The organism is Pseudomonas sp. GM24 (genome assembly GCF_000282235.1).
In the GTDB taxonomy this organism is placed as follows: Bacteria; Pseudomonadota; Gammaproteobacteria; order Pseudomonadales; family Pseudomonadaceae; genus Aquipseudomonas.
The window spans coordinates 30,159-52,756 of sequence record NZ_AKJR01000016.1 but is presented as its reverse complement, the minus strand read 5'-3'; the positions used below and the strand labels follow the sequence as shown (position 1 = coordinate 52,756).

Sequence of the window (22,598 nt, the reverse complement as noted above, 5' to 3'; positions counted from 1 at the left end):
TAATTTCAAGCCTTCTCGTCAATCGAAGGCGAAATTGGCGCAGGCGCCTTGCTGACCACAACCATGGCCGGGCGCAACAGGCGACCGTTGAGCTGGTAGCCCTTCTGGAACACCTTCAGAACGCTGTTCGGTTCTACGTCGGCGCTTTCCTGCATGGCCATCGCCTGATGTTGAACGGCGTTGAACGGTTCGCCATGCGGATCGATCGCTTCCAACTGATAACGCTTGAGGGTGTCGTGGAACATTTTCAACGTCAGCTCGATGCCTTCGCGCATCGGACGGATGCTTTCGTCGTCCGGGTTCGACAGCTCGAGGCCGCGCTCCAGGCTATCGACGATCGGCAGCAGGTCGCCGGCAAATTTTTCGAGGGCAAACTTGTGCGCCTTCTCGACGTCCTGTTCGGCACGGCGACGGACGTTCTGCAGATCGGCAGCAACACGCAGAGATTGATCCTGCGCGGCGGCCAATTGCTCTTCGAGCACTTGTACACGGGTCGCCAGGTCATCACCCGAACCTTCGGGCGCCTGATTGGCTTCTGGGTTTTGCGTATCTACTGTCTGTTCGTCAGCCATAGAATTCTCCTTTCAATTTCGTCCGCGAGCCTGACTCGCGCTTCTGCCCCGATATATGGGGCCGCAAAATCAGGCTTCAAGGGCCTTCAAGCATTAACCCTACAAAAAAGTGTCGAATCTTCATTCCTCAATGCGCTAAGCAGATTTGACCTTCAAGCAAATCGAGCTAAGGACGGGCATTGTCAGCCTGAAACAAAACACTGTATAAATAACCAGACCTTTAGCTTGGGAGCGGCCTTTTATGCTGGTGCACCTGTCCGTACATAACTACGCCATCGTTGAACATCTCGATCTCGAACTTGATCGCGGGATGAGCGTGATCACGGGTGAAACCGGCGCCGGCAAGTCGATCATGCTCGACGCGCTGGGCCTGACTCTAGGTGATCGTGCCGACAGCGGCGTGGTTCGCCCCGGCGCCGACAAGGCCGACATCCTCGCGACCTTCGATCTGGCGGACATCCCTGAAGCCAGCGCATGGCTGGCCGAGCGCGACCTGGAAACGGATGGCCCGTGCATTCTGCGCCGGGTGATCACGTCGGAGGGTCGTTCGCGTGGCTACATCAACGGCACCCCTTGCCCACTCGGTGACCTCAAGTCGCTGGGCGAGCTGTTGATCGATATCCACAGCCAGCATGAACACCAGTCCCTGCTGAAAACCGATACCCATCGTCGCCTGTTGGACGAGTACGCCGGCGCTACCGACCTGGCGCGCCAGGTTCAGCTCGCCGCCCAGCGCTGGCGACAGACTCGCCAGGAACTGGAACGCCTCTCCAATTCCGGCGACGAACAACGCGCGCGCCACCAATTGCTGAGCTATCAACTCGAAGAGCTGGAAAATCTCGGTCTCGGCGATAACGAACTTGAGCAACTGGAGCAGGAACACAAAAACCTGACCAACGCCGAGACGCTGCTGGGCATTTGCCGGCAAGTGGTCGAGCAATGCAGCGAAAGCGATTCTGGCAATGTATTGAATGCACTGACCGCCAGCCTCAACCGCCTGTCGAGCGTGAATAACTCCGTCGGCGCACTGGGCGAAGCCAGCAGCCTGCTGACCAGTGCGCAGATCCAGGTCGAAGAGGCCGTTGGCGAACTCAATCGCTTCCTCGATAACTTCGATGCCGATCCGGCACGCCTGCAGTATCTGGAAGAACGCCTCGACGCGATCTACACCCTGGCGCGCAAGCACCGGATCCAGCCGACCGAAGTGGGTGAGATGCAGCAGAAGTTGCTGGATGAAATCGAAACCCTCAACGCCAATGATGAATCCATCGAGCGCCTCGGTGAAGAGCTGGCCTCCTATGCCCGCCACTATCAAGAGAAGGCACGGGAACTGAGCGATTTGCGGCATCAGGCTGCCGGCAGTCTCGCCAGCGCGGTTGAGCAGGAGATTCAGCGACTGGGCATGCCTGGCGGCCGATTCACTATCGAATTGAAGGCTAACAGCAGCGATGAGTTGCTGCCCAACGGGCTGGAACAGGTCGAATTGCTGGTCAGCGCCAACCCGGGCCAGCCGCTGAAGGCACTGGCAAAAGTCGCTTCCGGTGGTGAGCTGTCACGGATCAGCCTGGCAATTCAGGTGATCACCGCACAGACCTCCCGCGTTCCGACACTGGTGTTCGACGAAGTGGACGTCGGCATCGGCGGCCCGACGGCTGAAATTGTCGGCCAACTGTTGCGCCGTCTCGGCGATCGCGGCCAGGTATTGACCGTGACGCACTTGCCACAAGTAGCAGCGCAGGGTCATCAGCATCTGTTCGTGCACAAGGTGCGCGGTGAAGAGGCAACGCACACCGCCGTCTCCAAACTGAGCAAGAACGACCGTATAGAAGAAGTGGCGCGCATGCTCGGCGGCATCGATCTGACCAAAGAGTCCTTGGCTCACGCGAAAAAAATGGTCGTTACCGCCAAGGTTTAGGAACGACAGAAAGCACGAAGGCGACCCTTGGGTCGCCTTCGTTCGTTTCGCGAATGTGAAATTCGCGCGACATGCTTACTTTTTCTTGCGGATGTACAGCACCAGATTGTGATCCACCAACTCGACACCGTGCTCCTCGGCAATTGCCTTCTGGAGCTTTTCGATTTCCGGGCTGACGAATTCGACAACCTCACCGGTTTCCACGTTAACCATGTGGTCGTGGTGACCACTGTCGGCCAACTCAAAAACCGCGTGGCCGCCGTCGAAGTTGTGACGGACCACGAGGCCAGCCGCTTCGAACTGGGTCAGAACACGGTAAACCGTGGCCAGACCGACGTCCTCGCCAGCTTCCATCAACGCCTTGTAGACGTCCTCGGCGCTCATGTGACGCTGCTCTGTAGAGTCGAGCATTTGCAGGATCTTGACCCGTGGCAGGGTCACTTTAAGGCCGGCTTTGCGTAGTTCGCTATTTTCAACCATGGTCAGCTTTCTCGCGATGCTGCTTCGCAGCTTCTCTTAATGCGGGTATGATCGGCGTTTACGTTGTCCCAGCCAAGATAGTGGAAGTCGCCCACCGATGCAAAACACCAAGCTCTTGCTAACCAGTTTCACCTTTGTGGGACTGCTCGCACTCGCCGGTTGTTCATTCCCCGGGGTTTACAAAATCGACATCCAGCAGGGCAATGTCGTCACGCAGGACATGATAGACCAGTTACGCCCGGGAATGACCCGGCCGCAAGTACGGTTTATCATGGGTAACCCTCTGCTTGTCGACACGTTCCATGCCGATCGCTGGGATTATCTGTACAGCCTGCAACCGGGTGGCGGTGAACGCCAACAGGAACGCATCAGCGTTATTTTCAACTCAAACGACCAGCTTGTCAGCCTGTCCGGTGACTTTATGCCGGGCGTAAGCCGTGACGAAGCCATTCTCGGCAAGGACAGTGGCACTACGGTGACCGCTCCTGCTGAAAACGCCGAGAAGCCAACACCGGAAAAACCGGTCAAGCCAGGTTCCTTGCTGGATCAGATCCAGAAGGACGTCGATGGGGTAGAAACCGTTCCGGTTCCAACACCAGAGCCGCTGGACACCTCGCCGCAATAATTTGCGACGCAATAAAAAACCCGGAAATTCCGGGTTTTTTATTGCCTGCAATTTGTCTTTTTACGCGTTTCGAGCCTTGGCTTCCGCAGCCTTGGCAGCACGCAAACGTCGAACTTCTTTGGGGTCGGCAAGCAATGGGCGGTAAATCTCGATGCGATCTCCCGCCTGAATTATCCGCGCATCCGGATCAGCCACTACTTTGCCGAAGATACCCAACGGGCACTCCGCCAGATTCAGCTCAGGGAATTCGCTACCGATACCTGACGCCAGAACCGCAGCGCGAACCGTCGCGCCCTCTTTCACGCTGACAGTGCGTAAAGCCTGACGGTCCACGGCGGCGTAAACGACCTCTATCTCAATCACCGGCTCAACCATGCATCTGCTTGGCGCGCTGACAAAACGCGTCCACCAGCGTGTTGGCAGCCTGATTGAACAGCGGCCCCAACGTCGCGCGCACCAGTGGCCCGGCGTAATCGAACGAAAGATCCAGACTGATCTTGCAGGCCTTCTCATTCAAGGCCTTGAACACCCAGACGCCGTGCAATTGATTGAACGGACCTTCTTCCAGGTTCATCTCGATCGACTGCCCCGGCACCAGCGTATTACGCGTCACGAAATGCTGGCTGAGACCGCCCTTGGCCACGCCAACGCTGGCGCGCATATGCTCCGGCGAACTTTCCAGCACTTCAGCGGCTGAGCACCACGGCAAAAATTCCGGGTAACGCGCCACGTCGTTGACCAGGTCGTAGAGGAATTGCGCCGGGTACGGCAGTAATGCCGATCGTTGAATATGTGTCGTCATGTGAGCGTTACTTCCAGAGCTGAGCGGCAAACACTACAAGAATGCCGATGGGCGCCACGTAGCGCATCAAAAACAAAGACAGGGCGAACAGTGCCGGATTGCGGATCGACAACTCGTCGCGTACCGCTTCACGCCCCATCACCCATCCGGCAAACAGCACAAAACACAGGCCACCGAGCGGCAACATGATCCGCGAGGTGAAGAAATCGATCACGCCAAAGAAGTCCAGACCGCTCTGCGCACCCCATTGGTAGAGGTGGAACATCCCGCCTTCGTTCACGAAAAATTTGGCTTCCTTCCAGATATTAAAGGAGAACACCGTGCCCAGACCGACGAACCAGCAGATGAACGCCAGCCAGAAAGTCACCCACGCGCGACTGACTTTCGTGCGCTCAACCAAATAGGCAACCATCGGCTCCAGAAGCGAAATCGCCGAACTCCAGGCCGCAATCGCCACCAGCACAAAGAACACCACGCCCATCAGTTGCCCGAAAGCCACGTTACCAAAGGCAAATGGCAGGCTGACGAACATCAAGCCAGGCCCTTCGCTTGGGTTCAGGCCGCCGGCAAACACAATCGGGAACAGAGCTAGACCGGCGACCAGCGAAACAAAGGTATCGAGCAGGGCCACACCGACAACCGTGCCGGACAACGACGAACTCTTCGGCATGTAAGCGCCGTAGATCATGATCGAACCGACACCGACGCTCAGCGAGAAGAACGCGTGCCCCATCGCCGGCAACAAACCGTCGAGGACTTTTTCCGGGTGGAAATCGAACATGAAATGCACGCCTTCCATGAAATGCCCGGTGGTCATGCTGTAACCCAGCAACACCAGAATCATCACGAACAGCAGCGGCATCATGATGCGCAGGCTGCGCTCAAGCCCGGCGACCACGCCTTTGGCGATGACGAAGGCCGACAGCAGCATAAAAATCGTGTGCCAAAGTGTCAGGCGCCATGGATTGGAGATGACGTTACCGAAATAAGCACCGACCTGATCGGCCGTGGCGCCCTGAAAGTCGCCGCGACCCATGTCGACGATGTAGTCCAGCGACCAGCCGCCAACCACACTGTAGAAAGACAGGATCAGCAATGCCGTGATCATCCCGGCAAATGCCCCCCACGACCACTTGCCCGAGTGCCCGGCTTCCAGCGCCAGCACCTTCAAGGCGTTCGCCGGACTTTGCCGGGCGCGCCGGCCGATCAGGGTTTCAGCGAGCATGACCGGGATGCCGATCAGCGCGATGCACGCCAGAAACATCAGCACAAAGGCGCCGCCGCCGTAGACCCCGACCATGTAGGGGAACTTCCAGATGCTACCCAGTCCCACGGCCGAACCGGTCGCGGCGAGTATGAAAACCCAGCGGCTAGCCCAACTGCCGTGGACAGAAACCTTGTCTGTCGACATCGTTTATCACGCCCAAGCGTTAGAAAAAGAGGCCGCATTGTCCGGGATTCACTCAACCTGCTCAAGCACGCAGCATCACCGTAGCCGACAGCCGTTTATCTCCATATAATGCCGCCCCTATGGCTAAACAGAAGAAACACCCAACAGGGACCATCGCGCAGAACAAAAAGGCGCGACACGATTACTTCATCGAACATAAGTTCGAGGCTGGTCTGGTCCTGGCCGGCTGGGAAGTAAAAAGTCTGCGGGCAAGCAAGCTACAGCTGGTCGACAGCTACGTCCTGCTCAAGGATGGCGAAGCGTGGTTGCTCGGCAGCCACATCACGCCTCTGATGACCGCAAGCACCCACGTCATCGCTGACCCGGTGCGCACACGCAAATTGCTGCTCAACCGCCGCGAGCTGGAAAAGCTCGCTGCCGCCGTGCAGCAAAAGGGTTACGCCTGCGTCTGCCTGTCCTGGTACTGGAGCAAGCACATGGTCAAGTGCGAAATTGCTCTGGGCAAGGGCAAGAAGGAATACGACAAGCGTGATACCGAGCGCGAGCGCGATGCCGGTCGTGAACTGCAGCGTGCGGTGCGCAATAAGGGCAAGGAAGACTGATCTTCCGACCTTGAAAGCAAAGATCGTCCGATCGCGGCCCGAGCCTTCGGCAGCTCCTACACTGGGATTCGCATTTCCCTGTAGGAGTTGCCGCAGGCTGCGATCTTTTGCTTTAAAGAATCACATCCCCTTGCGCCGCTCCGCCCGAGCCATGCGCTGAACCTCCTGCCGCACCTCTTCCAGCACTTCCTGCACATACAAAATATGTCGGCTGGAGACTTCCCGTGCCTGCTCCGCGCGACCTTCAATAATCGCCAGATACAATTCCCGATGCTGGGTTATCAGCATGTCACGGGTTTCCGTGCGCTGCTTGTACATGCCGCCGATGTTGGTAACCACGTTGCGCTTGAGCAGATCGAACAGCCCGCGAATGGTGTGCAGCAACACCGCGTTATGGCTGGCTTCGGCAATTGCCAGATGAAATTTCGCATCCGCCGCGCCCTCCTCCGCCCGGCTGACTTCATCGTGGCGCGAGTAGCAATCCTGCAACTCTTCGAAGGCTGCGGTGAGCCTTTCACGATCGACATCAGTTGCGCGCAATGCCGCGTAATAGGCGCACGATGCCTCCAGAGTGTGCCGAAACTCGAGCAAATCACGCTGTGCTTCGGGGTTGCTTTCAAGCAGTTGCAACAGCGGATCGCTGAACGTCGACCCGAGGCTTTCCACTACATAATTGCCGCCGCCCTGGCGACTGACCAGCAGCCCTTTCGCCGCCAGTTTCTGAATCGCTTCACGCAGAGATGGCCGTGATACGCCAAATTGTTCGGCCAGCGTGCGCTCCGCCGGCAGCCGTTCGCCGGACTTCAGCGTGCCCTCAAGGATCATCCCCTCAAGTCGCTCGACAATATCGTCAGACAAACGGCGCTGACGTATCTGATCAAACCCCATAACTCATTTCTCCACGATCCCGACCGCTCGCCGGGCTCTCTATTCTGGCCTATCGGCGCCTTCTCGACACCTACCAGACGCCAGTTGCCGAAACCGGATCAGATGCGATCTGCACCGCTTGTTCGACAAAAGTTTTAGGGCGGCAAATTGACACACCGCCATCAAGGCTTTTACCCTAGCCAACAGCGATTGTAAATTGGTATTACCAATTATCCAAGAACGCTGACAGTGCCTGACCAACAACAATTAGGGGCCACCCCATATGCAAACCTGGCAACAGCTCTACAGCCCGCTCGGCAGTCTCGGCGTGTCCGCACTTGCGGCCGTCATTCCCATCGTTTTCTTTTTCCTCGCGCTGGCGGTGTTCCGCCTCAAAGGCCACGTGGCCGGGAGCATCACCCTCGCCCTGTCGATTGCCGTAGCAATCTTCGCGTTCCAAATGCCGGTCGACATGGCCTTTGCCGCCGCCGGGTATGGCTTTGCCTACGGTCTGTGGCCGATTGCCTGGATCATTGTCGCAGCGGTATTCCTCTACAAACTGACAGTGAAAAGTGGTCAGTTCGAGGTCATTCGCAGTTCGGTGTTATCGATTACTGACGACCAGCGCCTGCAAGTGCTGCTGATCGGTTTCTGCTTCGGTGCGTTCCTGGAAGGTGCCGCCGGTTTCGGCGCGCCCGTGGCGATTACTGCCGCGCTGCTGGTCGGCCTGGGCTTCAACCCGCTGTACGCCGCCGGCCTGTGCCTGATCGCCAACACCGCGCCGGTGGCGTTTGGCGCCTTGGGGATTCCAATCATTGTTGCCGGCCAAGTCACCGGCATCGACGCGTTCAAGATCGGCGCCATGACCGGTCGCCAACTGCCGCTGCTGTCGCTGTTCGTGCCGTTCTGGCTGGTATTCATGATGGACGGCCTGCGCGGCGTGCGTGAAACCTGGCCGGCTGCATTGGTCGCGGGCCTGAGCTTCGCCGTCACTCAGTACTTCACGTCCAACTTCATCGGCCCAGAGCTGCCAGACATCACTTCGGCACTGGCCAGCCTGATTTCCCTGACCCTGTTCCTGAAAGTCTGGCAGCCGAAACGCGCCGCCGGCCAACACATCGCCGGTGCCGTTTCCGCCTCGGTGGTGACCGCCAGCGTCGGCGGTTTCGGCCAGAAACGCACTACCGTGGCGTCGCCTTACAGCCTCGGGGAAATTTTCAAAGCCTGGTCGCCGTTCCTGATTCTCACTGTGCTGGTGACCATCTGGACGCTGAAACCTTTCAAAGCGATGTTCGCCGCCGGCGGCTCGATGTACAGCTGGGTGTTCAACTTCGCGATCCCGCATCTTGACCAACTGGTGATCAAAACCGCACCGATCGTGGCTGCTCCAACAGCAATACCCGCGGTGTTCAAACTCGACCCGATTTCCGCGACCGGCACGGCAATTTTCTTCTCCGCGCTGATCTCGATGCTGGTACTGAAGATCAATTTCAAAACTGGTCTTACCACTTTTAAAGAAACCTTCTACGAACTGCGCTGGCCAATCCTGTCGATCGGCATGGTGCTGGCGTTCGCCTTCGTCACCAACTACTCCGGCATGTCTTCGACCATGGCCCTGGTATTGGCCGGAACCGGCGCGGCGTTCCCATTCTTCTCGCCGTTCCTGGGCTGGCTCGGCGTGTTCCTCACCGGCTCGGATACCTCGTCCAACGCCCTGTTCAGTTCGCTGCAAGCGACCACCGCACACCAGATCGGCGTCAACGACACCCTGCTGGTGGCGGCGAACACCAGCGGCGGCGTGACCGGCAAGATGATCTCGCCACAATCGATCGCCGTGGCCTGCGCCGCGACCGGGCTGGTGGGCAAGGAATCGGATCTGTTCCGCTTCACCCTCAAGCACAGCCTATTCTTTGCAACGATTGTCGGTCTGATCACCTTGGCTCAGGCTTACTGGTTCACCGGCATGCTGGTGCACTAAACCTACAAGAAACATAGAAAAAACCGACGCCGGTTCGTGATGCCGGCGTCAGCAATTCACAACCCGGTCTGTAAGGCTGCTGAAAGCAACGCTCTCTATATTCAGCAGCCTCAGCGGACGGATAACCGGGACCACCCGGAGACACGCCTGATGAGCGAGCTTTTTTATAACGCCGTGCCAAACGCGACCCGCGTGGCACCGCCACTGCCCGAACCTCGGCAATATCCCAGCGAGAAACCGTCGCGGGTCTACCTGTTTGGCACGTGCGTGGTCGACCTGTTCTACCCCGAAGCCGGGATGGACGCGATCCACTTGCTGGAGCGTGAAGGGATCCGGGTCGAGTATCCGCAAGGGCAGAGTTGCTGCGGCCAGCCGGCCTACACCTCGGGTTACACCGAGCAGGCACGGACGGTAGCGCGCTCGCAACTGGCGCTGTTTGCCGGAGATTATCCGGTGGTGGTGCCGTCGGGTTCCTGCGCCGGCATGCTGCGCGAGCATTACGCCGACTTGTTCAAGGACGAGCCGGAGACGTTAAAACAGGTTCAGGCCCTTGCGGCCCGAACCTATGAATTGGCGGAGTTTCTGCTGTTCGTCTGCAAGGTGCAGCTCAAGGACAGCGGCGAGCCGGTCAAAGTCGCGCTGCACACTTCGTGTTCGGCACGCCGCGAGATGAACACCCACCTGCACGGCCGCGAGTTGTTGGCGCAGTTGAGCAACGTGGAACGGGTCAACCACGACCACGAAAGCGAATGCTGTGGCTTCGGTGGGACATTCAGCGTCCGTATGCCAGACATTTCCGGCGCGATGGTGGCTGACAAGACCAAAGCGTTGAAGGATTCCGGCGCGCACAAGGTGTTGAGCGCCGACTGTGGCTGTTTGATGAACATCAACGGCGCATTGGAGAAACAAAAAGAAGCGCTACGCGGGCAACATCTCGCCAGCTTCTTGTGGCAACGAACCGGAGGTGCGCAATGAGCACTTCCGCGATTATTCCTACGGTCGCCGTAGAAGAAGATTTCCGCACCCGGGCACACAACGCCTTGGGTGATCAGCAGCTGCGGAACAACTTCCGGACTGCCATGGACTCACTGATGGTCAAGCGGGCAGCCGCTTTCAGTGATGCCCATGAAAGAGAACATTTGCGCGCACTGGGCAATTCGATCAAAGCCCGCGCGCTGTCCAAGCTGCCCGACCTGCTCGAGCAACTGGAACAGAACCTGACCCGCAACGGTGTGACAGTGCACTGGGCGGAAACGGTGGACGAAGCCAATGGCATCGTCTTATCGATCATCCGCGCTCACGAGGCGCGGCAAGTGATCAAGGGCAAATCGATGGTCAGCGAAGAGATGGAGATGAACCATTTCCTCGAGGCTCGGGACATTGAATGTCTGGAGTCCGATATGGGGGAGTACATCGTCCAGCTCGACCACGAGAAGCCTTCACACATCATTATGCCGGCGATCCACAAGAATGCCGGTCAGGTCGCGTCCTTGTTCCACGACAAACTTGGCGTGGAATACACCAAGGACGTTGACCAACTCATTCAGATCGGTCGCAGAGTCCTGCGGCAGAAATTCTTCGAAGCGGACATCGGCGTCTCCGGTGTCAACTTCGCCGTCGCCGAGACCGGCACCCTGCTGCTGGTGGAAAACGAAGGCAACGGGCGCATGACCACCACCGTGCCGCCGGTGCACATCGCCGTCACCGGCATCGAAAAAGTCGTGGAAAACCTGCGTGACGTGGTGCCGCTGCTGTCACTGTTGACGCGTTCGGCGCTGGGCATTCCGATCACCACTTACGTCAACATGATCTCCGGCCCGCGCAAGGAACACGAACTCGACGGCCCCCAGGAAGTGCACCTGGTACTGCTCGACAACGGTCGCAGCCAGGCTTTCGCCGACAGTGAATTACGCCAGACGTTGAACTGCATCCGCTGCGGCGCCTGCATGAACCATTGCCCGGTCTACACCCGCGTCGGTGGCCACACCTATGGCGAGGTGTATCCCGGGCCGATCGGCAAAATCATCACCCCGCACATGGTTGGCTTGGCCAAGGTTCCGGATCACCCGAGCGCCTCTTCGCTGTGCGGTGCCTGCGGTGAAGTGTGCCCGGTAAAAATTCCGATTCCGGCGATCCTGCGGCGTCTGCGCGAAGAGAACGTCAAAGCCCCGGACAGCCCGAATCAAGTGATGCGCGGTCAGGGCAGCAAATATTCGCGCAAAGAACGCTTCATCTGGAACGCCTGGGCCAGGCTCAACAGCTCTCCAACGCTGTATCGATTGTTCGGTTTCTTCGCCACGCGCCTGCGTGCGCTGACCCCGAGCAACGTCGGCCCGTGGACGCAAAATCACAGCGCGCCGAAACCCGCCGCGCGCTCACTGCACGACATGGCCCGCGAGCATCTGGCCAAACAGGGAGACCGCTGATGAGCGCCAAGCAAAATATCCTCGGCAAGCTGCGGAAAAGTCTGACTGGCACCACGCCGATTGCCGACAACTTCGATGTCGATCTGGTGACGCAGCCCTACACCTACACCGCCGAACAACGCATCCCGCAACTGCGCAAATTGATGGAAGCGGTGCACACCGAAATCCACCTGACCTCGGGCGAAGCATGGCCGGCGTTGCTTGCGCAATTACTGCGCGACCGTCAGTTGCCGAGCCTGTTGATTGCACCGACTACCGCGCACGGGCAGAAAATCACACAGCACTGGGCGAACAATCCTGATCTGCCAGCACTGAAATCCTACGACCGGCCGATGGAAGAGTGGAAAGCCGAGCTGTTCAACGACACTCCGGCGAGTCTCACCGGCACCCTCGGCGCGATCGCCGCTACCGGCAGCTTGATCATGTGGCCGACCCGCGAAGAACCGCGTTTGATGAGTCTGGTGCCACCGGTGCATTTTGCCCTGCTCAAGGCCAGTGAAATCCGCGACAACTTTTATCAGGTGCAGCAGGAATTCGAATGGGCGCAAGGCATGCCGACCAACGCGTTGCTGGTGTCCGGCCCGTCGAAAACCGCCGACATTGAACAGGTGCTGGCCTACGGCGCCCACGGCCCGAAAGACTTGGTGGTGCTGATCCTGGAGGACCAATGACGCTTCCGGCTAATTTTCTGCGTGATGCGCAACAACTGATTCCGGCGGAGCGCCGCTTTGATGATCCGTTATCGACTCTGGCCTTCGGCACCGACGCCAGTTTTTATCGACTGATTCCGCAACTGGTAATCCGCGTCGAATCGGAGGACGAAGTCGTGGCCCTGCTGAAACTGGCTCAGCGCGACCATGTTCCAGTGACCTTCCGTGCGGCGGGCACCAGTCTGTCGGGTCAGGCGATCAGCGATTCCGTTTTGATCGTGCTTGGGGATAACTGGAACGCGCGCGAGATTCGTGGCCAAGGCACGCAAATCCGCCTGCAACCTGGTGTGATCGGCGCACAGGCCAACGCATGGCTCGCACCGTTTGGCCGCAAGATCGGCCCTGATCCGGCATCGATCAACGCCTGTAAAATTGGCGGCATTGTTGCAAACAACGCCAGCGGCATGTGCTGCGGCACGGCGCAAAACACCTATCACACACTGGCCGGGATTCGTCTTGTACTGGCCGATGGCACGCGACTCGATACCGAGGACGCTGCGAGTGTCGCGGCATTTCACACCAGCCACGGTGATCTGCTCGAACGCCTGGCGACGCTGGGCCGCGAGACCCGCGCCAACGCCGAACTGGCTGCACGAATCCGCCACAAATACCGTCTGAAAAATACCACCGGCCTGTCACTCAACGCCTTGGTGGATTTCGATGAGCCTGTGGATATCTTGAGCCACTTGCTGGTCGGCTCCGAAGGCACCCTCGGTTTCATCAGCGCGGTGACCTATGACACCGTGATCGATCACCCGAACAAGGCGTCGGCGCTGATCGTCTTCCCGGATGTGGAAACCTGCTGCAACGCCGTCACCGTACTGAAGAGCCAACCGGTATCCGCCGTAGAACTGCTGGATCGCCGCAGTTTGCGTTCGGTGCAGGACAAACCGGGCATGCCTGCTTTCGTACAGCAGCTGTCGAACAATGCCTGCGCGTTGCTCATCGAATCCCGCGCCGCGTCTTCTACTTTGTTGCAGGAACAACTGGCGCAAATCATGGCGTCGCTCAGTAGCTTCCCGGTGGAAAAGCAGGTCGACTTCACCGAAGACCCAGCCGAGAACGCCAAGCTCTGGGCCATCCGCAAGGACACCTTCCCCGCTGTCGGCGCGGTGCGCAAAACCGGTACCACGGTGATCATCGAAGACGTGACTTTCCCCGTCGAACAACTGGCCATCGGCGTGAACCGCTTGATCGAGTTGTTCGACAAACATGCCTACGACGAAGCGATCCTTTTCGGACACGCGTTGGAAGGCAATCTGCACTTCGTCTTCACCCAAGGCTTCAACAACCCGGAAGAAGTCGCGCGCTATCAAGCGTTCATGGACGACGTCGCGCAACTGGTCGCGGTGGAATTCGGTGGCTCGCTGAAAGCCGAACACGGCACCGGGCGCAACATGGCGCCGTTCGTGGAACTGGAATGGGGCAGCGACGCCTATCAACTGATGTGGCAGCTCAAACGTCTGCTCGACCCGAACGGGATTCTCAACCCGGACGTGGTGCTCAGCGAAGATCCACAGATCCATCTCAAGCATCTGAAACCGCTGCCGGCGGCCGACGAGATTGTCGATAAGTGCATCGAATGCGGTTTCTGCGAACCGGTCTGCCCATCTAAAGGACTGACCCTGAGTCCGCGCCAGCGTATTGTGATCTGGCGCGATATTCAGGCGAAAAAGCGTGCGGGCGTCGACACCACAGAATTGGAAAAAGCTTACGAATACCAAGGCATCGAAACCTGCGCCGCCACTGGTCTGTGCGCGCAACGTTGCCCCGTAGGAATTAATACCGGCGAGCTGGTGAAAAAGCTGCGTGGCCGACACGCTACGCATCAGAAAACCGCTGACTGGATTGAAGGAAATTTCGCCAAGACTCTGCAAGGCGCCCGTTTTACCCTGCACGTGGCCAACGGTGCGCGGATGATGCTTGGCGCACCGCGTCTGGCGAAACTTTCGGCAACCATTACGCGCCTGTCCAAGGGCCAAGTGCCGTTGTGGACGAATGCGATGCCGCAGCCAGAGAAGGCCATTCGCTTCAGCCCCAGCGTCTCAGACGAACGTCCGCGTGTGGTGTATCTCGCAGCGTGTGTCTCGCGAGTCATGGGTCCGGCGGCGGGTGATAAAGAGCAAATGTCGCTCTACGACAAAACCCGTGGACTGCTGGAAAAGGCCGGTTACCAGGTGGTCTTCCCGGACAATCTGGACAACCTCTGCTGCGGTCAGCCCTTCGCCTCGAAAGGCTACGCTGAACAAGCCGAACACAAGCGTCAGGAGTTGATCAGCGCATTGCTGCAAGCCAGTCGCGGCGGACTCGATCCGATCTATTGCGACACAAGCCCATGCACGTTGCGACTGGTTCAGGACGTAGGAGAAACCCGTCTGGATCTGTACGACCCGGTGCGCTTCATCCGTACGCACCTTCTCGAACGACTGGACTTCACTCCGCAAGACGCACCGATCGCGGTACACGTGACCTGCAGCACGCAACATCTGGGCGAAAGCCAGGCGCTGATCGATCTGGCGCGCAAGTGCAGCAACAACGTGGTGATCCCGGAAGGCATTCATTGCTGCGGGTTTGCCGGCGACAAAGGCTTCACCACGCCGGAGCTGAACAGCCACTCGCTGCGCACGCTAAAGGATGCGGTGCAGCATTGCAGCGAGGGGATTTCCACCAGTCGCACCTGTGAGATCGGCCTGACGCAACACGGCGGAATTGACTACCACGGGCTGGTCTATCTGGTGGATCGCGTGACCCGGGCGAAGGCCTGTTGAAGAAAAATAGAACCCTTGAGTTCGACTGTAGTCCACAGAATAACCCCGACTGATCGGGGTTTTTCTTCCATACGGTTGCCCGTCCTGACGGCCAGCGAAGTCTGGACCCACTCGGTTCAAGGAGATACACATGAAACGTTCTGTACTGTTAGGTCTGTTCGTTACTGCATCGATGATGGCTTCCACTTCGTTTGCCGCGGACAAGCCTGCTGACCTGTGCGATGCCAATATTCAGACCATCAATAATATGAAGGCTCAGCTGTCAGCGAAGCCAGAACTGAGCCAACAGGCTGACGCCACTCTGAACAGGGCACGCGACCTCAAGGCCAAAGGCCAAATCGACAACTGCGTTGCAGAAACCCAGCAGACCATTTTGGAACTTCAAAAATCCACCGGCACCAACAACTGATTACGTCCCGGCCAACCTTCGGGTTGGCCTTGTGGGCTGATTGGCGTACACTGCACACGCTTGTTGCTCAAACAGATGTACTGAGCAATGAGTTCGGGGCCGTTTAGGATTCGACGCCGGTTGCGAAACTTTAGGTGCATGCCGACTTGGTAACAGAAGTCGTAAATCCACTGTTGCAACTACTTATAGTTGCCAATGACGACCAATACGGTGTTGCTCTCGCTGCTTAATTGCAGCTGACAATGCTCCTGGTACCTTCGGGTCCAGCAATCATCAGGGGATGTCTGTAAACCCAAAATGATTGTCATATAGAACAGAATCGCCGTGCAGTACGTTGTGGACGAAGCGGCTAAAACTTACACAACTCGCCCAAAGCACCCTGCCCTTCGGGTCGCTGAGGGTTAACTTAATAGAAACGGCTACGCATGTAGTACCGACAGCGGAGTACTGGCGGACGGGGGTTCAAATCCCCCCGGCTCCACCACTTCATCATCTAAAGACGTCCACGGACGTCTTTTTTTGTGCCTGAAATCCAGTAAATACGTGGGTTTCAGGACCACGGGAGGCTTTCCAGGCTTTCTGAGTTCCAGGCAGTTTGGTATTCCCAATGGTATTCCCGGCTCCCCGGCGCTAATCTTGGGAATACCAAAAGGTGTCATGGAGTACTTCTCATGTGCGCTCAAACCACCCGCCTCTCCGACCGCCAGCTCAAGGCGATCAAACCGAAAGACAAGGACTACGTCCTCACGGATGGCGACGGGCTCCAACTGCGAGTCAGGGTCAATCGCTCGATGCAGTGGAATTTCAACTACCGGCATCCCGTCACCAAAAATCGAATCAACATGGCACTCGGCTCTTATCCCGAGGTTTCTCTTGCGCAAGCGAGGAAGAAAACCGTTGAGGCCAGAGAACTGCTTGCACAAGGCATCGATCCAAAAGCTCAGCGCAATGAGCTACAGGAAGCCAAACGAGCGGAAACGGAACACACCTTCGAGAACGTGGCCACCGCCTGGTTTGAGCTGAAGAAGGATTCCGTCACGCCGGCGTATGCCGAAGACATTTGGCGCTCCCTCACACTGCATGTTTTTCCGAGCATGAAATCAACGCCTCTCTCCGAAGTCAGCGCCCCAATGGTCATCAAGCTCCTTCGTCCGATTGAGGCCAAAGGCAGCCTCGAGACAGTTAAGCGAGTGAGCCAGCGCCTTAACGAGATCATGACCTACGGGGTCAATTCCGGAATGATCTTTGCCAACCCTCTCAGCGGCATTCGAGCGGTGTTCAAGAAACCTAAGAAAGAGAACATGGCAGCGCTACCACCAGATGAGCTTCCGGAGCTCATGATGGAAATCGCGAACGCAAGCATCAAGCGGACAACCCGCTGCCTGATCGAATGGCAGCTACACACTATGACCCGCCCTGCCGAAGCGGCGACTACCCGATGGGAAGACATAGACTTCGAAAAACGCATCTGGACCATCCCTCCAGAGCGAATGAAAAAGCGTCGTCCGCACACAATCCCGCTGACCGAACATGCACTCTCGTTATTGGAGACGCTTAAGCCCCATAGCGGCCACAGGGAATATGTGTTCCCGTCAGATAGAAATCCGCGCACCCACGCGAATAGCCAGACAGCCAACATGGCATTGAAACGGATGGGCTTTCAGGACCGGTTAGTCAGCCACGGCATGCGCTCCATGGCCAGCACAATTCTGAATGAGCATGGATGGGATCCGGAGCTAATCGAAGTCGCGCTGGCGCATGTCGATAAAGACGAAGTTCGAAGCGCCTACAACCGGGCGGATTACATCGAACGCCGGCGTCCGATGATGGCCTGGTGGAGTGATCATATCCAGAAGGCAGCCACCGGCAGCCTGTCGGCATCCGCCATCAATCAAACCAGGGACCGTAACGTCGTACCTATACGCTGAGCAGACGACAATTCGTGCCGTGCAGCAGGGCGACTGAAGTGGCTACTGTCGCTAAATCAGCCGCATTCCTGCGCTTCTTCGGCCAAGCCCCTAAGTATGGGAAGGCTCCGCATTCCCATACTTAGGGGCTCACGCTTAAAGATCTATCAGACAACCACGAGTTGCGCCTTTCTGCGGCGGATCAGCCCTGCTGTTAACTCATAGTAAAAGATGGTCGCTGGTGCTGAGCAACGCAGGTATTGCTCTAAAAACCATCTGGTGTGCTTTTCCTTCCAGGACCAAGGGGTCGCACAACCCCAGCGCTCACGAATCGCCTCGTGCATCCTTTCTGCCTGCCTGATATGCCGCTGCCGCGTGGCATGCGCACCTTTGAGCACGGGCCTCAGAAACAACGCCATATCGAACTCGGACTTCATCGACGACCTCCGATGTAGGCACTCACCACGTCGATGCGGTTATGCCCCAACTCGTGGCTGATCTGCTGACGTGCACGCTGATCGAGTGCTCGATCCTCTCGTTGACCAAGACCGCCATTGATGGGCGCGGAGAAGCCGGTCAGTTGTTCATAGCGCTCACAGGCATACGCCGCCCGCAGTTCATGAAAACCTTTCAATCCATACTCATGCAGGATGTCCCGTGCCGGTCGCACAACAGCCCGCATAAAGTCTCTGTAGCTTTCGTCGGGCGCCAACAAATTCCGGCTGCCATTGGGTGAGGTCGCGCTGGCCCAATCCAGGGCGTCGCGAACTTGATCCGTTACCGTAATCCAGCGCGGTGCCGAGGCCCCTGATCGACCACCTTTGGTGCCATCCTGGATGTTGATCTTTCCCAGTTGCCGAACCTCACGTTGCAGTCGGGGCAGATCGGCTAGGATCGCTTCGCGCAGGCGCATACCAGCCTCACGGGCGAGGAGCACAATGGCACTCACCCTCGATTGCTGACGATCTGACAGCGCCCGCGCGATCAACTCGACCTGCGCACGGTCTTGACCTTGCGGAGCCTCACTTCGCACGCTTGAGCGCTGCAAGCCAAGCGCCTTACTCGGACTCGGGATTTTGACGTATTGATCACCGCGCAGCGCGGCCATCGTTCGGTTCACGCTGGACAGTCGGTTCTGCGCGGTGGCGATGCCGACGTTGCCCTGGTCAACCTGCTTCCTCATATAGGCGGCGTACCGCATGAGGATCTCGCGGTCTATCTGGCGCGCGTCGTTGACCCTCGGTCCTTCATCGGATCGACACCAATTCACGAAGGCCTGCCACCGATCGCTATGGGCTTTGACGGTAGCAAAATGGCCTTCGCCAAACAGGTCTTTCAGTGCTTGCGGTCCAGCATAGCTAAGCTGGCGACCGAAGCCGAAATTGCGCCCCGCTCGCTTACCGACCCGAGCCATTTTTCTGTTCCTGATCGACTGCCTCGAGATCATGCAAAAGGGCTCGCCAGTGCGCACTTACAATCGCGAACTGAGCCCAATCAGTCGGGCGAAAACACAGCGTGTTGTCGGTGACGTAAAGATGCGCACCCTCCTCTTTCAACCATTGAATAATGGCTGTCGTAGAGGCGATAGCTTTATGGGTGGTGGCGACACTGGCGACAGCGGCGACAACCCTTGTCCTGCCTGGTTTTGAGCGTGGCGACAAAGTGGCGACAGTAGCGGCGACAAATCGCGCTTTGGGCTCCTTTTGTCGCCGAGCCAGATGGTTGCGCAACGCTTCATCAAGATTAAACATGGCGCACCTCGAAGGTGTGGCCATCGGTGCTCAACCACTGATGATCAATCAACTCGACCAGCAGCTTGGCGGCATGACGACTGCTCTTGCGGGCAAAGCGGGGACCGTTGCGATTCAACTCACGAATACTGAAACGCTTCCAATCTTTGACCTGTAGCCATCGCAGCAGCCGGTCTGCCTCCTCTTTTACTCGACACACTGGCTCCTGCTCAGTCAGGCGCTGGATCTCGGTGAGGTAGTAGCCGACTAAAGCGGAGGCCCGCTGGATATGGTCGACCTCAACGACGCTGCTCTCCTCCACAACTGCCAGAATGCCGGCGACGCGCAGTAGGTTATCGGCGGCCTTTGATCCGCTGGGCCGTACGCTGGCCAGCTCGCCAAACTCCCCCAACTGAGCTTCGATGGCATCATGCAAATCAATCCAGCGACGGCGGGCTAACGGATTGAGGGTTAGCGGTGATAGCTGCAGAGCACCATCAGGAGACAGTGACCAAGGCTGATGAAACAGGGCAGAGAGGCGATGGTGATAGCGCTTTAGAGCGGCATCTTTGGACAAGTCGACAGCCTGGTAGCTGCGCTGTCCGGCCAGGCTGGCGGGCCAGGTCATCAGGCAGCGACCAAGGATCCCTTGCCCCTGCAGCAACGGGTCACTGAGTAACTGCATGGCCAAATACGGTTGCAGCATCAGGTGCAGGCTCAGGCGTCGGTCGTAGGCTCGCAGGCTTTCGCCGGCCATAGAGCGAGCACGATCAATCGGACTGCCATCCCAGAGTGACGACAAAGTCGTGACCGCTTTCAAACGGTTATCCCGACTCATGGTGCTACTACCGAGGAATTGCCCTCCCTCATCGCAAAACAGCCCCATGCTGGGTAAGTCATGACAGAGCCCCTTGATCAGCGCCTCGATAGTCGGGTCCGTGGTGATCAGCCTAGGGGCTGAGGGCTCCGCTTCGCGTGGCACCCCGTTCGCGGACTCAGAATCGGCTGGCTTGATACGCTGCGCTTCCCGCTGTGCAACACTGTGCCGTGCAAGCTGTTCGCGGTAACGCTGCCACTGTTCACGCTCCCACTGCCGGGCAGGCAGCAATGCACATCGATCCGCCGCTGTTTTGCGATCACCTGACGCGGCCACCGTGATCAGGTACAGCGACAGGGGATAATTTCTCCCGTCGAGCTGTAAGCCCGCATGACCTTGAGTGGCCAGCGCCGAGGCAGCCAACACTGATTGCGCGGCCAGTGCCTGGGGCACGCCGATGACCTCGGCCATTCGCTCTACCGCAGGCCCAAGAATCCCACCCAGTGCCTGCACCGGATAAGGCTGGGCCACGGGATTCGACTCAATCAGCGGTCGAGGTGGTTGCGGTAGTTCAAGCTTCGGATCTAACTGCTGCATGGGCCCTCTCCTCGTCCATTGCTGGTTGCCCTCACGTAGTACCGCCGCGGATGTTGAGTGTTATCAGGGATCAAGGCCCCTGCAGCCTGTGAGGTGTTCACTGACGTGGAACGAACGGCTCCTTACGACCGGGAGCAAGGGCATGACCCCATGAATCTGACCTCCTTAGACGCATCCGAAGATGCGGGCGGGTGGAGGCTGTGCCGACTGACGAGTTCGACACCTGGAGATCCTGAGCGGGAGAAGGCAACAACATCGACACCTGGGGCATGCCTGACTGTCAGTCAGGTGCAGCCTTTCCATAGGCTGCGGCACCGACGCCTGTGTCGTTACGGATTGCGACGAATCGGATTTGTCAGGCCGATTGTCACGAGGAGAGATGCGGCAATCCCTTTTGCGACGTGGCTTGCAGCAATGGTACGAGCGCCCGTCTCTTTCCAGGAGAAAGAGACGGGCGCAGTCTGGCGCAGCGAAGTGTGCCGAGAGGTGAGGTTGCTGCAGTGCAGCGAGGAAGGTCCATCGTCTGCCGCAGTGGGCAGATCAGTCGAGTAGGCATCCATCACTCTTGGGGAGTGACCGTGCGAGCCGCCGGACGCTAATCGCACTTCGGAAGAACCACCACACAAGTGGCGTAGCCTTAAAGGTTCTGGCTACCTGGGCTGGTGCTGTCAACGACAGCGATCCGTGCGCCAATTTTTATACCCTCTCGAAAAGGGGGTCAAGCGTCACAGTCGAAGTGCTCAGAAAGTGGCGACTGTCGCCACTTTTGTCGCCATGCTCCAGGCCACGCTCTACGTGGGTTGTCGCCGGCGTCGCCGCTGTCGCCACACCTACATCCATGCCCAACGAAAAGATTCGCGCACATTGAATGGCGCTGCGCTTGATGGAAATCGCGGGGAATTACTGACGGGCGAAAGCAAACGTGGTGCTAATCAAATCTGAAAACGGGAGTGTGGAGCGAGGTCGCTGCGAGAAAAACCGAATGAACCCTCCGATCGGCGCGATCAAAGATCGCTTGATCGGAGGGTCTGGCGGGAAAAGCAAACCTTAAACGTCAATTACAGACTCAGGCATCAAAGCGGGTTGGTTGGGAGGTGACTGCCTTACGTCGCATGATCAATGTCTGCTGCAACCGCAGCAGAAAACCTGCTTCAAATGCCTCTTGTGGATCACCTGGACGATGACGTTTTCGATTCTGAGACAGCGCCCACCATAACGGTAATGATGAGCCTTCAAGCCAAGTCTCTGCGCAACGAACACCGTCCTTAATTATCGGAGCGAACTCGTCGCCCCACGGGGTTTGGATCGCAGGAGAGCCTTCAGCGGATGGGACAGAGACATACTCATGGATCTGCTGATGAACGCTTTGAGCTGGGATACCAGTTAAATTTCGGAATGCCTTGTCGTACAACACGGCGGCGTCATCCAACAGCTCTACTGCCAGCTCAACGTCTTTCGGAAAATGAAGCAGAATACTCTGGGCTCCGTTAAGCCGTAGAGTGGCAGCCTGCCGCAGTTTAATCGCTGAATCTTCAGGGGTAAGCGATGAAGTATCGATGCTGTTGGGTTTGGGGAGACCGATGAGAAGCGAAAGATCAAACATCGCGGAATCCTCCGAGATAGTTTGCAGCTTGAACCATTGGGCCAGGGCGGCGCACGAGCTTAAAAGGTGGGCATGCCATTTTCCTTATCTCCTTGGTTTGATTAAGGATTGCCATCCACCGTTCTGACGCGGCATAGGGTGGCAAACCGTACGGGGGTCAGAAACCGGAAACCAAGGAACCGGCCAGGCCGAAGCCTGCCCCGCACGGTCCGCCATAGAAAAGCAGCAGCTAGCGCACAAAGCACTGGCTGTGCGGAATGGAAGAAACCGCGCCTTGGTTTTGATTCAGGTTCTGACGCCCGGTCGCGGGATTGACCGCAACGGAACAAAGCGTAAATGTGAAGCGGCGACAACACAAGCATGAGTGTAAATAAGCGCC

The 22,598-nt window shown here is 57.9% G+C and carries 21 protein-coding genes and 1 other RNA gene; 11 read left to right on the top strand and 11 right to left on the bottom strand.

From position 1 onward, the window contains the following. Positions 1–5: 5 nt before the first annotated feature. The gene (gene grpE, locus PMI23_RS01950; RefSeq protein ID WP_007915219.1) at positions 6–572 is read right to left on the bottom strand and encodes a nucleotide exchange factor GrpE; all 567 of its coding nucleotides are present in this window, start codon (positions 570–572) and stop codon (positions 6–8) included. A gap of 241 nt (positions 573–813) precedes the next feature. On the opposite strand from grpE, the gene recN reads away from it, so the two are divergent. Continuing rightward, positions 814–2,487, top strand: coding sequence for a DNA repair protein RecN (gene recN / locus PMI23_RS01945; protein ID WP_007915217.1), 1,674 nt, complete (start codon positions 814–816; stop codon positions 2,485–2,487). Between the two features lie 75 nt (positions 2,488–2,562). Here recN and fur read toward each other — a convergent pair whose 3' ends face one another. Continuing rightward, complete coding sequence (gene fur, locus PMI23_RS01940) at positions 2,563–2,967, bottom strand: ferric iron uptake transcriptional regulator (protein WP_007915216.1); 405 nt, start codon at positions 2,965–2,967, stop codon at positions 2,563–2,565. Between the two features lie 97 nt (positions 2,968–3,064). On the opposite strand from fur, the gene PMI23_RS01935 reads away from it, so the two are divergent. Continuing rightward, the gene (locus PMI23_RS01935; RefSeq protein WP_007915215.1) at positions 3,065–3,592 is read left to right on the top strand and encodes an outer membrane protein assembly factor BamE; all 528 of its coding nucleotides are present in this window, start codon (positions 3,065–3,067) and stop codon (positions 3,590–3,592) included. Between the two features lie 60 nt (positions 3,593–3,652). Here PMI23_RS01935 and PMI23_RS01930 read toward each other — a convergent pair whose 3' ends face one another. From PMI23_RS01930 to PMI23_RS01920, 3 genes are read right to left on the bottom strand one after another with little or no spacing between them, the layout of a single operon-like run. After that, the gene (locus PMI23_RS01930) at positions 3,653–3,967 is read right to left on the bottom strand and encodes an RnfH family protein (RefSeq protein WP_007915214.1); all 315 of its coding nucleotides are present in this window, start codon (positions 3,965–3,967) and stop codon (positions 3,653–3,655) included. Continuing rightward, positions 3,960–4,394, bottom strand: coding sequence for a type II toxin-antitoxin system RatA family toxin (locus PMI23_RS01925; RefSeq protein ID WP_007915213.1), 435 nt, complete (start codon positions 4,392–4,394; stop codon positions 3,960–3,962). The genes PMI23_RS01930 and PMI23_RS01925 overlap by 8 nt, the downstream gene beginning before the upstream one ends. 7 nt (positions 4,395–4,401) lie before the next feature. Beyond that, positions 4,402–5,805: a sodium-dependent transporter gene (locus tag PMI23_RS01920; protein ID WP_007915211.1), complete on the bottom strand. Its 1,404-nt coding sequence runs from the start codon at positions 5,803–5,805 to the stop codon at positions 4,402–4,404. Positions 5,806–5,924: 119 nt separating this feature from the next. Here PMI23_RS01920 and smpB point away from each other — a divergent pair, with 119 nt between their 5' ends. After that, positions 5,925–6,407: an SsrA-binding protein SmpB gene (gene smpB, locus PMI23_RS01915; protein WP_007915208.1), complete on the top strand. Its 483-nt coding sequence runs from the start codon at positions 5,925–5,927 to the stop codon at positions 6,405–6,407. Between the two features lie 120 nt (positions 6,408–6,527). Here smpB and PMI23_RS01910 read toward each other — a convergent pair whose 3' ends face one another. Continuing rightward, a complete protein-coding gene (locus PMI23_RS01910) occupies positions 6,528–7,295 on the bottom strand; it encodes an FCD domain-containing protein (RefSeq protein WP_007915207.1) in 768 nt (255 codons plus the stop codon). Positions 7,296–7,557: 262 nt separating this feature from the next. Here PMI23_RS01910 and PMI23_RS01905 point away from each other — a divergent pair, with 262 nt between their 5' ends. From PMI23_RS01905 to PMI23_RS01875, 8 genes are all read left to right on the top strand, one after another. Next, a complete protein-coding gene (locus PMI23_RS01905) occupies positions 7,558–9,252 on the top strand; it encodes a lactate permease LctP family transporter (protein ID WP_007915204.1) in 1,695 nt (564 codons plus the stop codon). A 150-nt stretch (positions 9,253–9,402) separates the two neighbouring features. Then, positions 9,403–10,227 (top strand): (Fe-S)-binding protein, encoded by an 825-nt coding sequence (locus PMI23_RS01900; protein ID WP_007915202.1) that lies wholly within the window; start codon positions 9,403–9,405, stop codon positions 10,225–10,227. Continuing rightward, positions 10,224–11,678 (top strand): LutB/LldF family L-lactate oxidation iron-sulfur protein, encoded by a 1,455-nt coding sequence (locus PMI23_RS01895; RefSeq protein WP_007915200.1) that lies wholly within the window; start codon positions 10,224–10,226, stop codon positions 11,676–11,678. The genes PMI23_RS01900 and PMI23_RS01895 overlap by 4 nt, the downstream gene beginning before the upstream one ends. After that, positions 11,678–12,349 (top strand): LutC/YkgG family protein, encoded by a 672-nt coding sequence (locus PMI23_RS01890; protein ID WP_007949611.1) that lies wholly within the window; start codon positions 11,678–11,680, stop codon positions 12,347–12,349. Before PMI23_RS01895 ends, PMI23_RS01890 begins: the two co-directional genes overlap by 1 nt. Further along, on the top strand, positions 12,346–15,156 hold the full coding sequence (locus tag PMI23_RS01885; protein ID WP_007915192.1) for an FAD-binding and (Fe-S)-binding domain-containing protein: 2,811 nt from the start codon (positions 12,346–12,348) through the stop codon (positions 15,154–15,156). Before PMI23_RS01890 ends, PMI23_RS01885 begins: the two co-directional genes overlap by 4 nt. Before the next feature lie 130 nt (positions 15,157–15,286). Further along, on the top strand, positions 15,287–15,565 hold the full coding sequence (locus tag PMI23_RS01880; protein WP_007915191.1) for a hypothetical protein: 279 nt from the start codon (positions 15,287–15,289) through the stop codon (positions 15,563–15,565). Between the two features lie 95 nt (positions 15,566–15,660). Then, positions 15,661–16,049: a transfer-messenger RNA gene (gene ssrA, locus PMI23_RS29140) on the top strand. Positions 16,050–16,236: 187 nt separating this feature from the next. Continuing rightward, positions 16,237–17,493, top strand: a complete 1,257-nt coding sequence (locus PMI23_RS01875; protein WP_007915189.1) for an integrase domain-containing protein — start codon at positions 16,237–16,239, stop codon at positions 17,491–17,493. Between the two features lie 146 nt (positions 17,494–17,639). Here the strand turns inward: PMI23_RS01875 and PMI23_RS01870 are convergent, their stop codons facing one another. The 5 genes from PMI23_RS01870 to PMI23_RS01850 all read right to left on the bottom strand — a co-directional run bounded on the left by PMI23_RS01870 (position 17,640) and on the right by PMI23_RS01850 (position 22,219). Beyond that, positions 17,640–17,909, bottom strand: a complete 270-nt coding sequence (locus tag PMI23_RS01870; protein WP_007915187.1) for a hypothetical protein — start codon at positions 17,907–17,909, stop codon at positions 17,640–17,642. After that, complete coding sequence (locus PMI23_RS01865) at positions 17,906–18,886, bottom strand: integrase domain-containing protein (RefSeq protein ID WP_007915186.1); 981 nt, start codon at positions 18,884–18,886, stop codon at positions 17,906–17,908. The genes PMI23_RS01870 and PMI23_RS01865 overlap by 4 nt, the downstream gene beginning before the upstream one ends. Further along, the gene (locus tag PMI23_RS01860; RefSeq protein ID WP_007915184.1) at positions 18,870–19,223 is read right to left on the bottom strand and encodes a hypothetical protein; all 354 of its coding nucleotides are present in this window, start codon (positions 19,221–19,223) and stop codon (positions 18,870–18,872) included. The genes PMI23_RS01865 and PMI23_RS01860 overlap by 17 nt, the downstream gene beginning before the upstream one ends. Then, positions 19,216–20,616: a YfjI family protein gene (locus tag PMI23_RS01855; protein WP_007915183.1), complete on the bottom strand. Its 1,401-nt coding sequence runs from the start codon at positions 20,614–20,616 to the stop codon at positions 19,216–19,218. The genes PMI23_RS01860 and PMI23_RS01855 overlap by 8 nt, the downstream gene beginning before the upstream one ends. 1,066 nt (positions 20,617–21,682) lie before the next feature. Further along, positions 21,683–22,219 carry a LasR-specific antiactivator QslA gene (locus PMI23_RS01850; protein ID WP_007915182.1) on the bottom strand — a complete coding sequence of 179 codons (537 nt, stop codon included), beginning with the start codon at positions 22,217–22,219 and terminating at the stop codon, positions 21,683–21,685. Positions 22,220–22,598 lie beyond the last annotated feature (379 nt).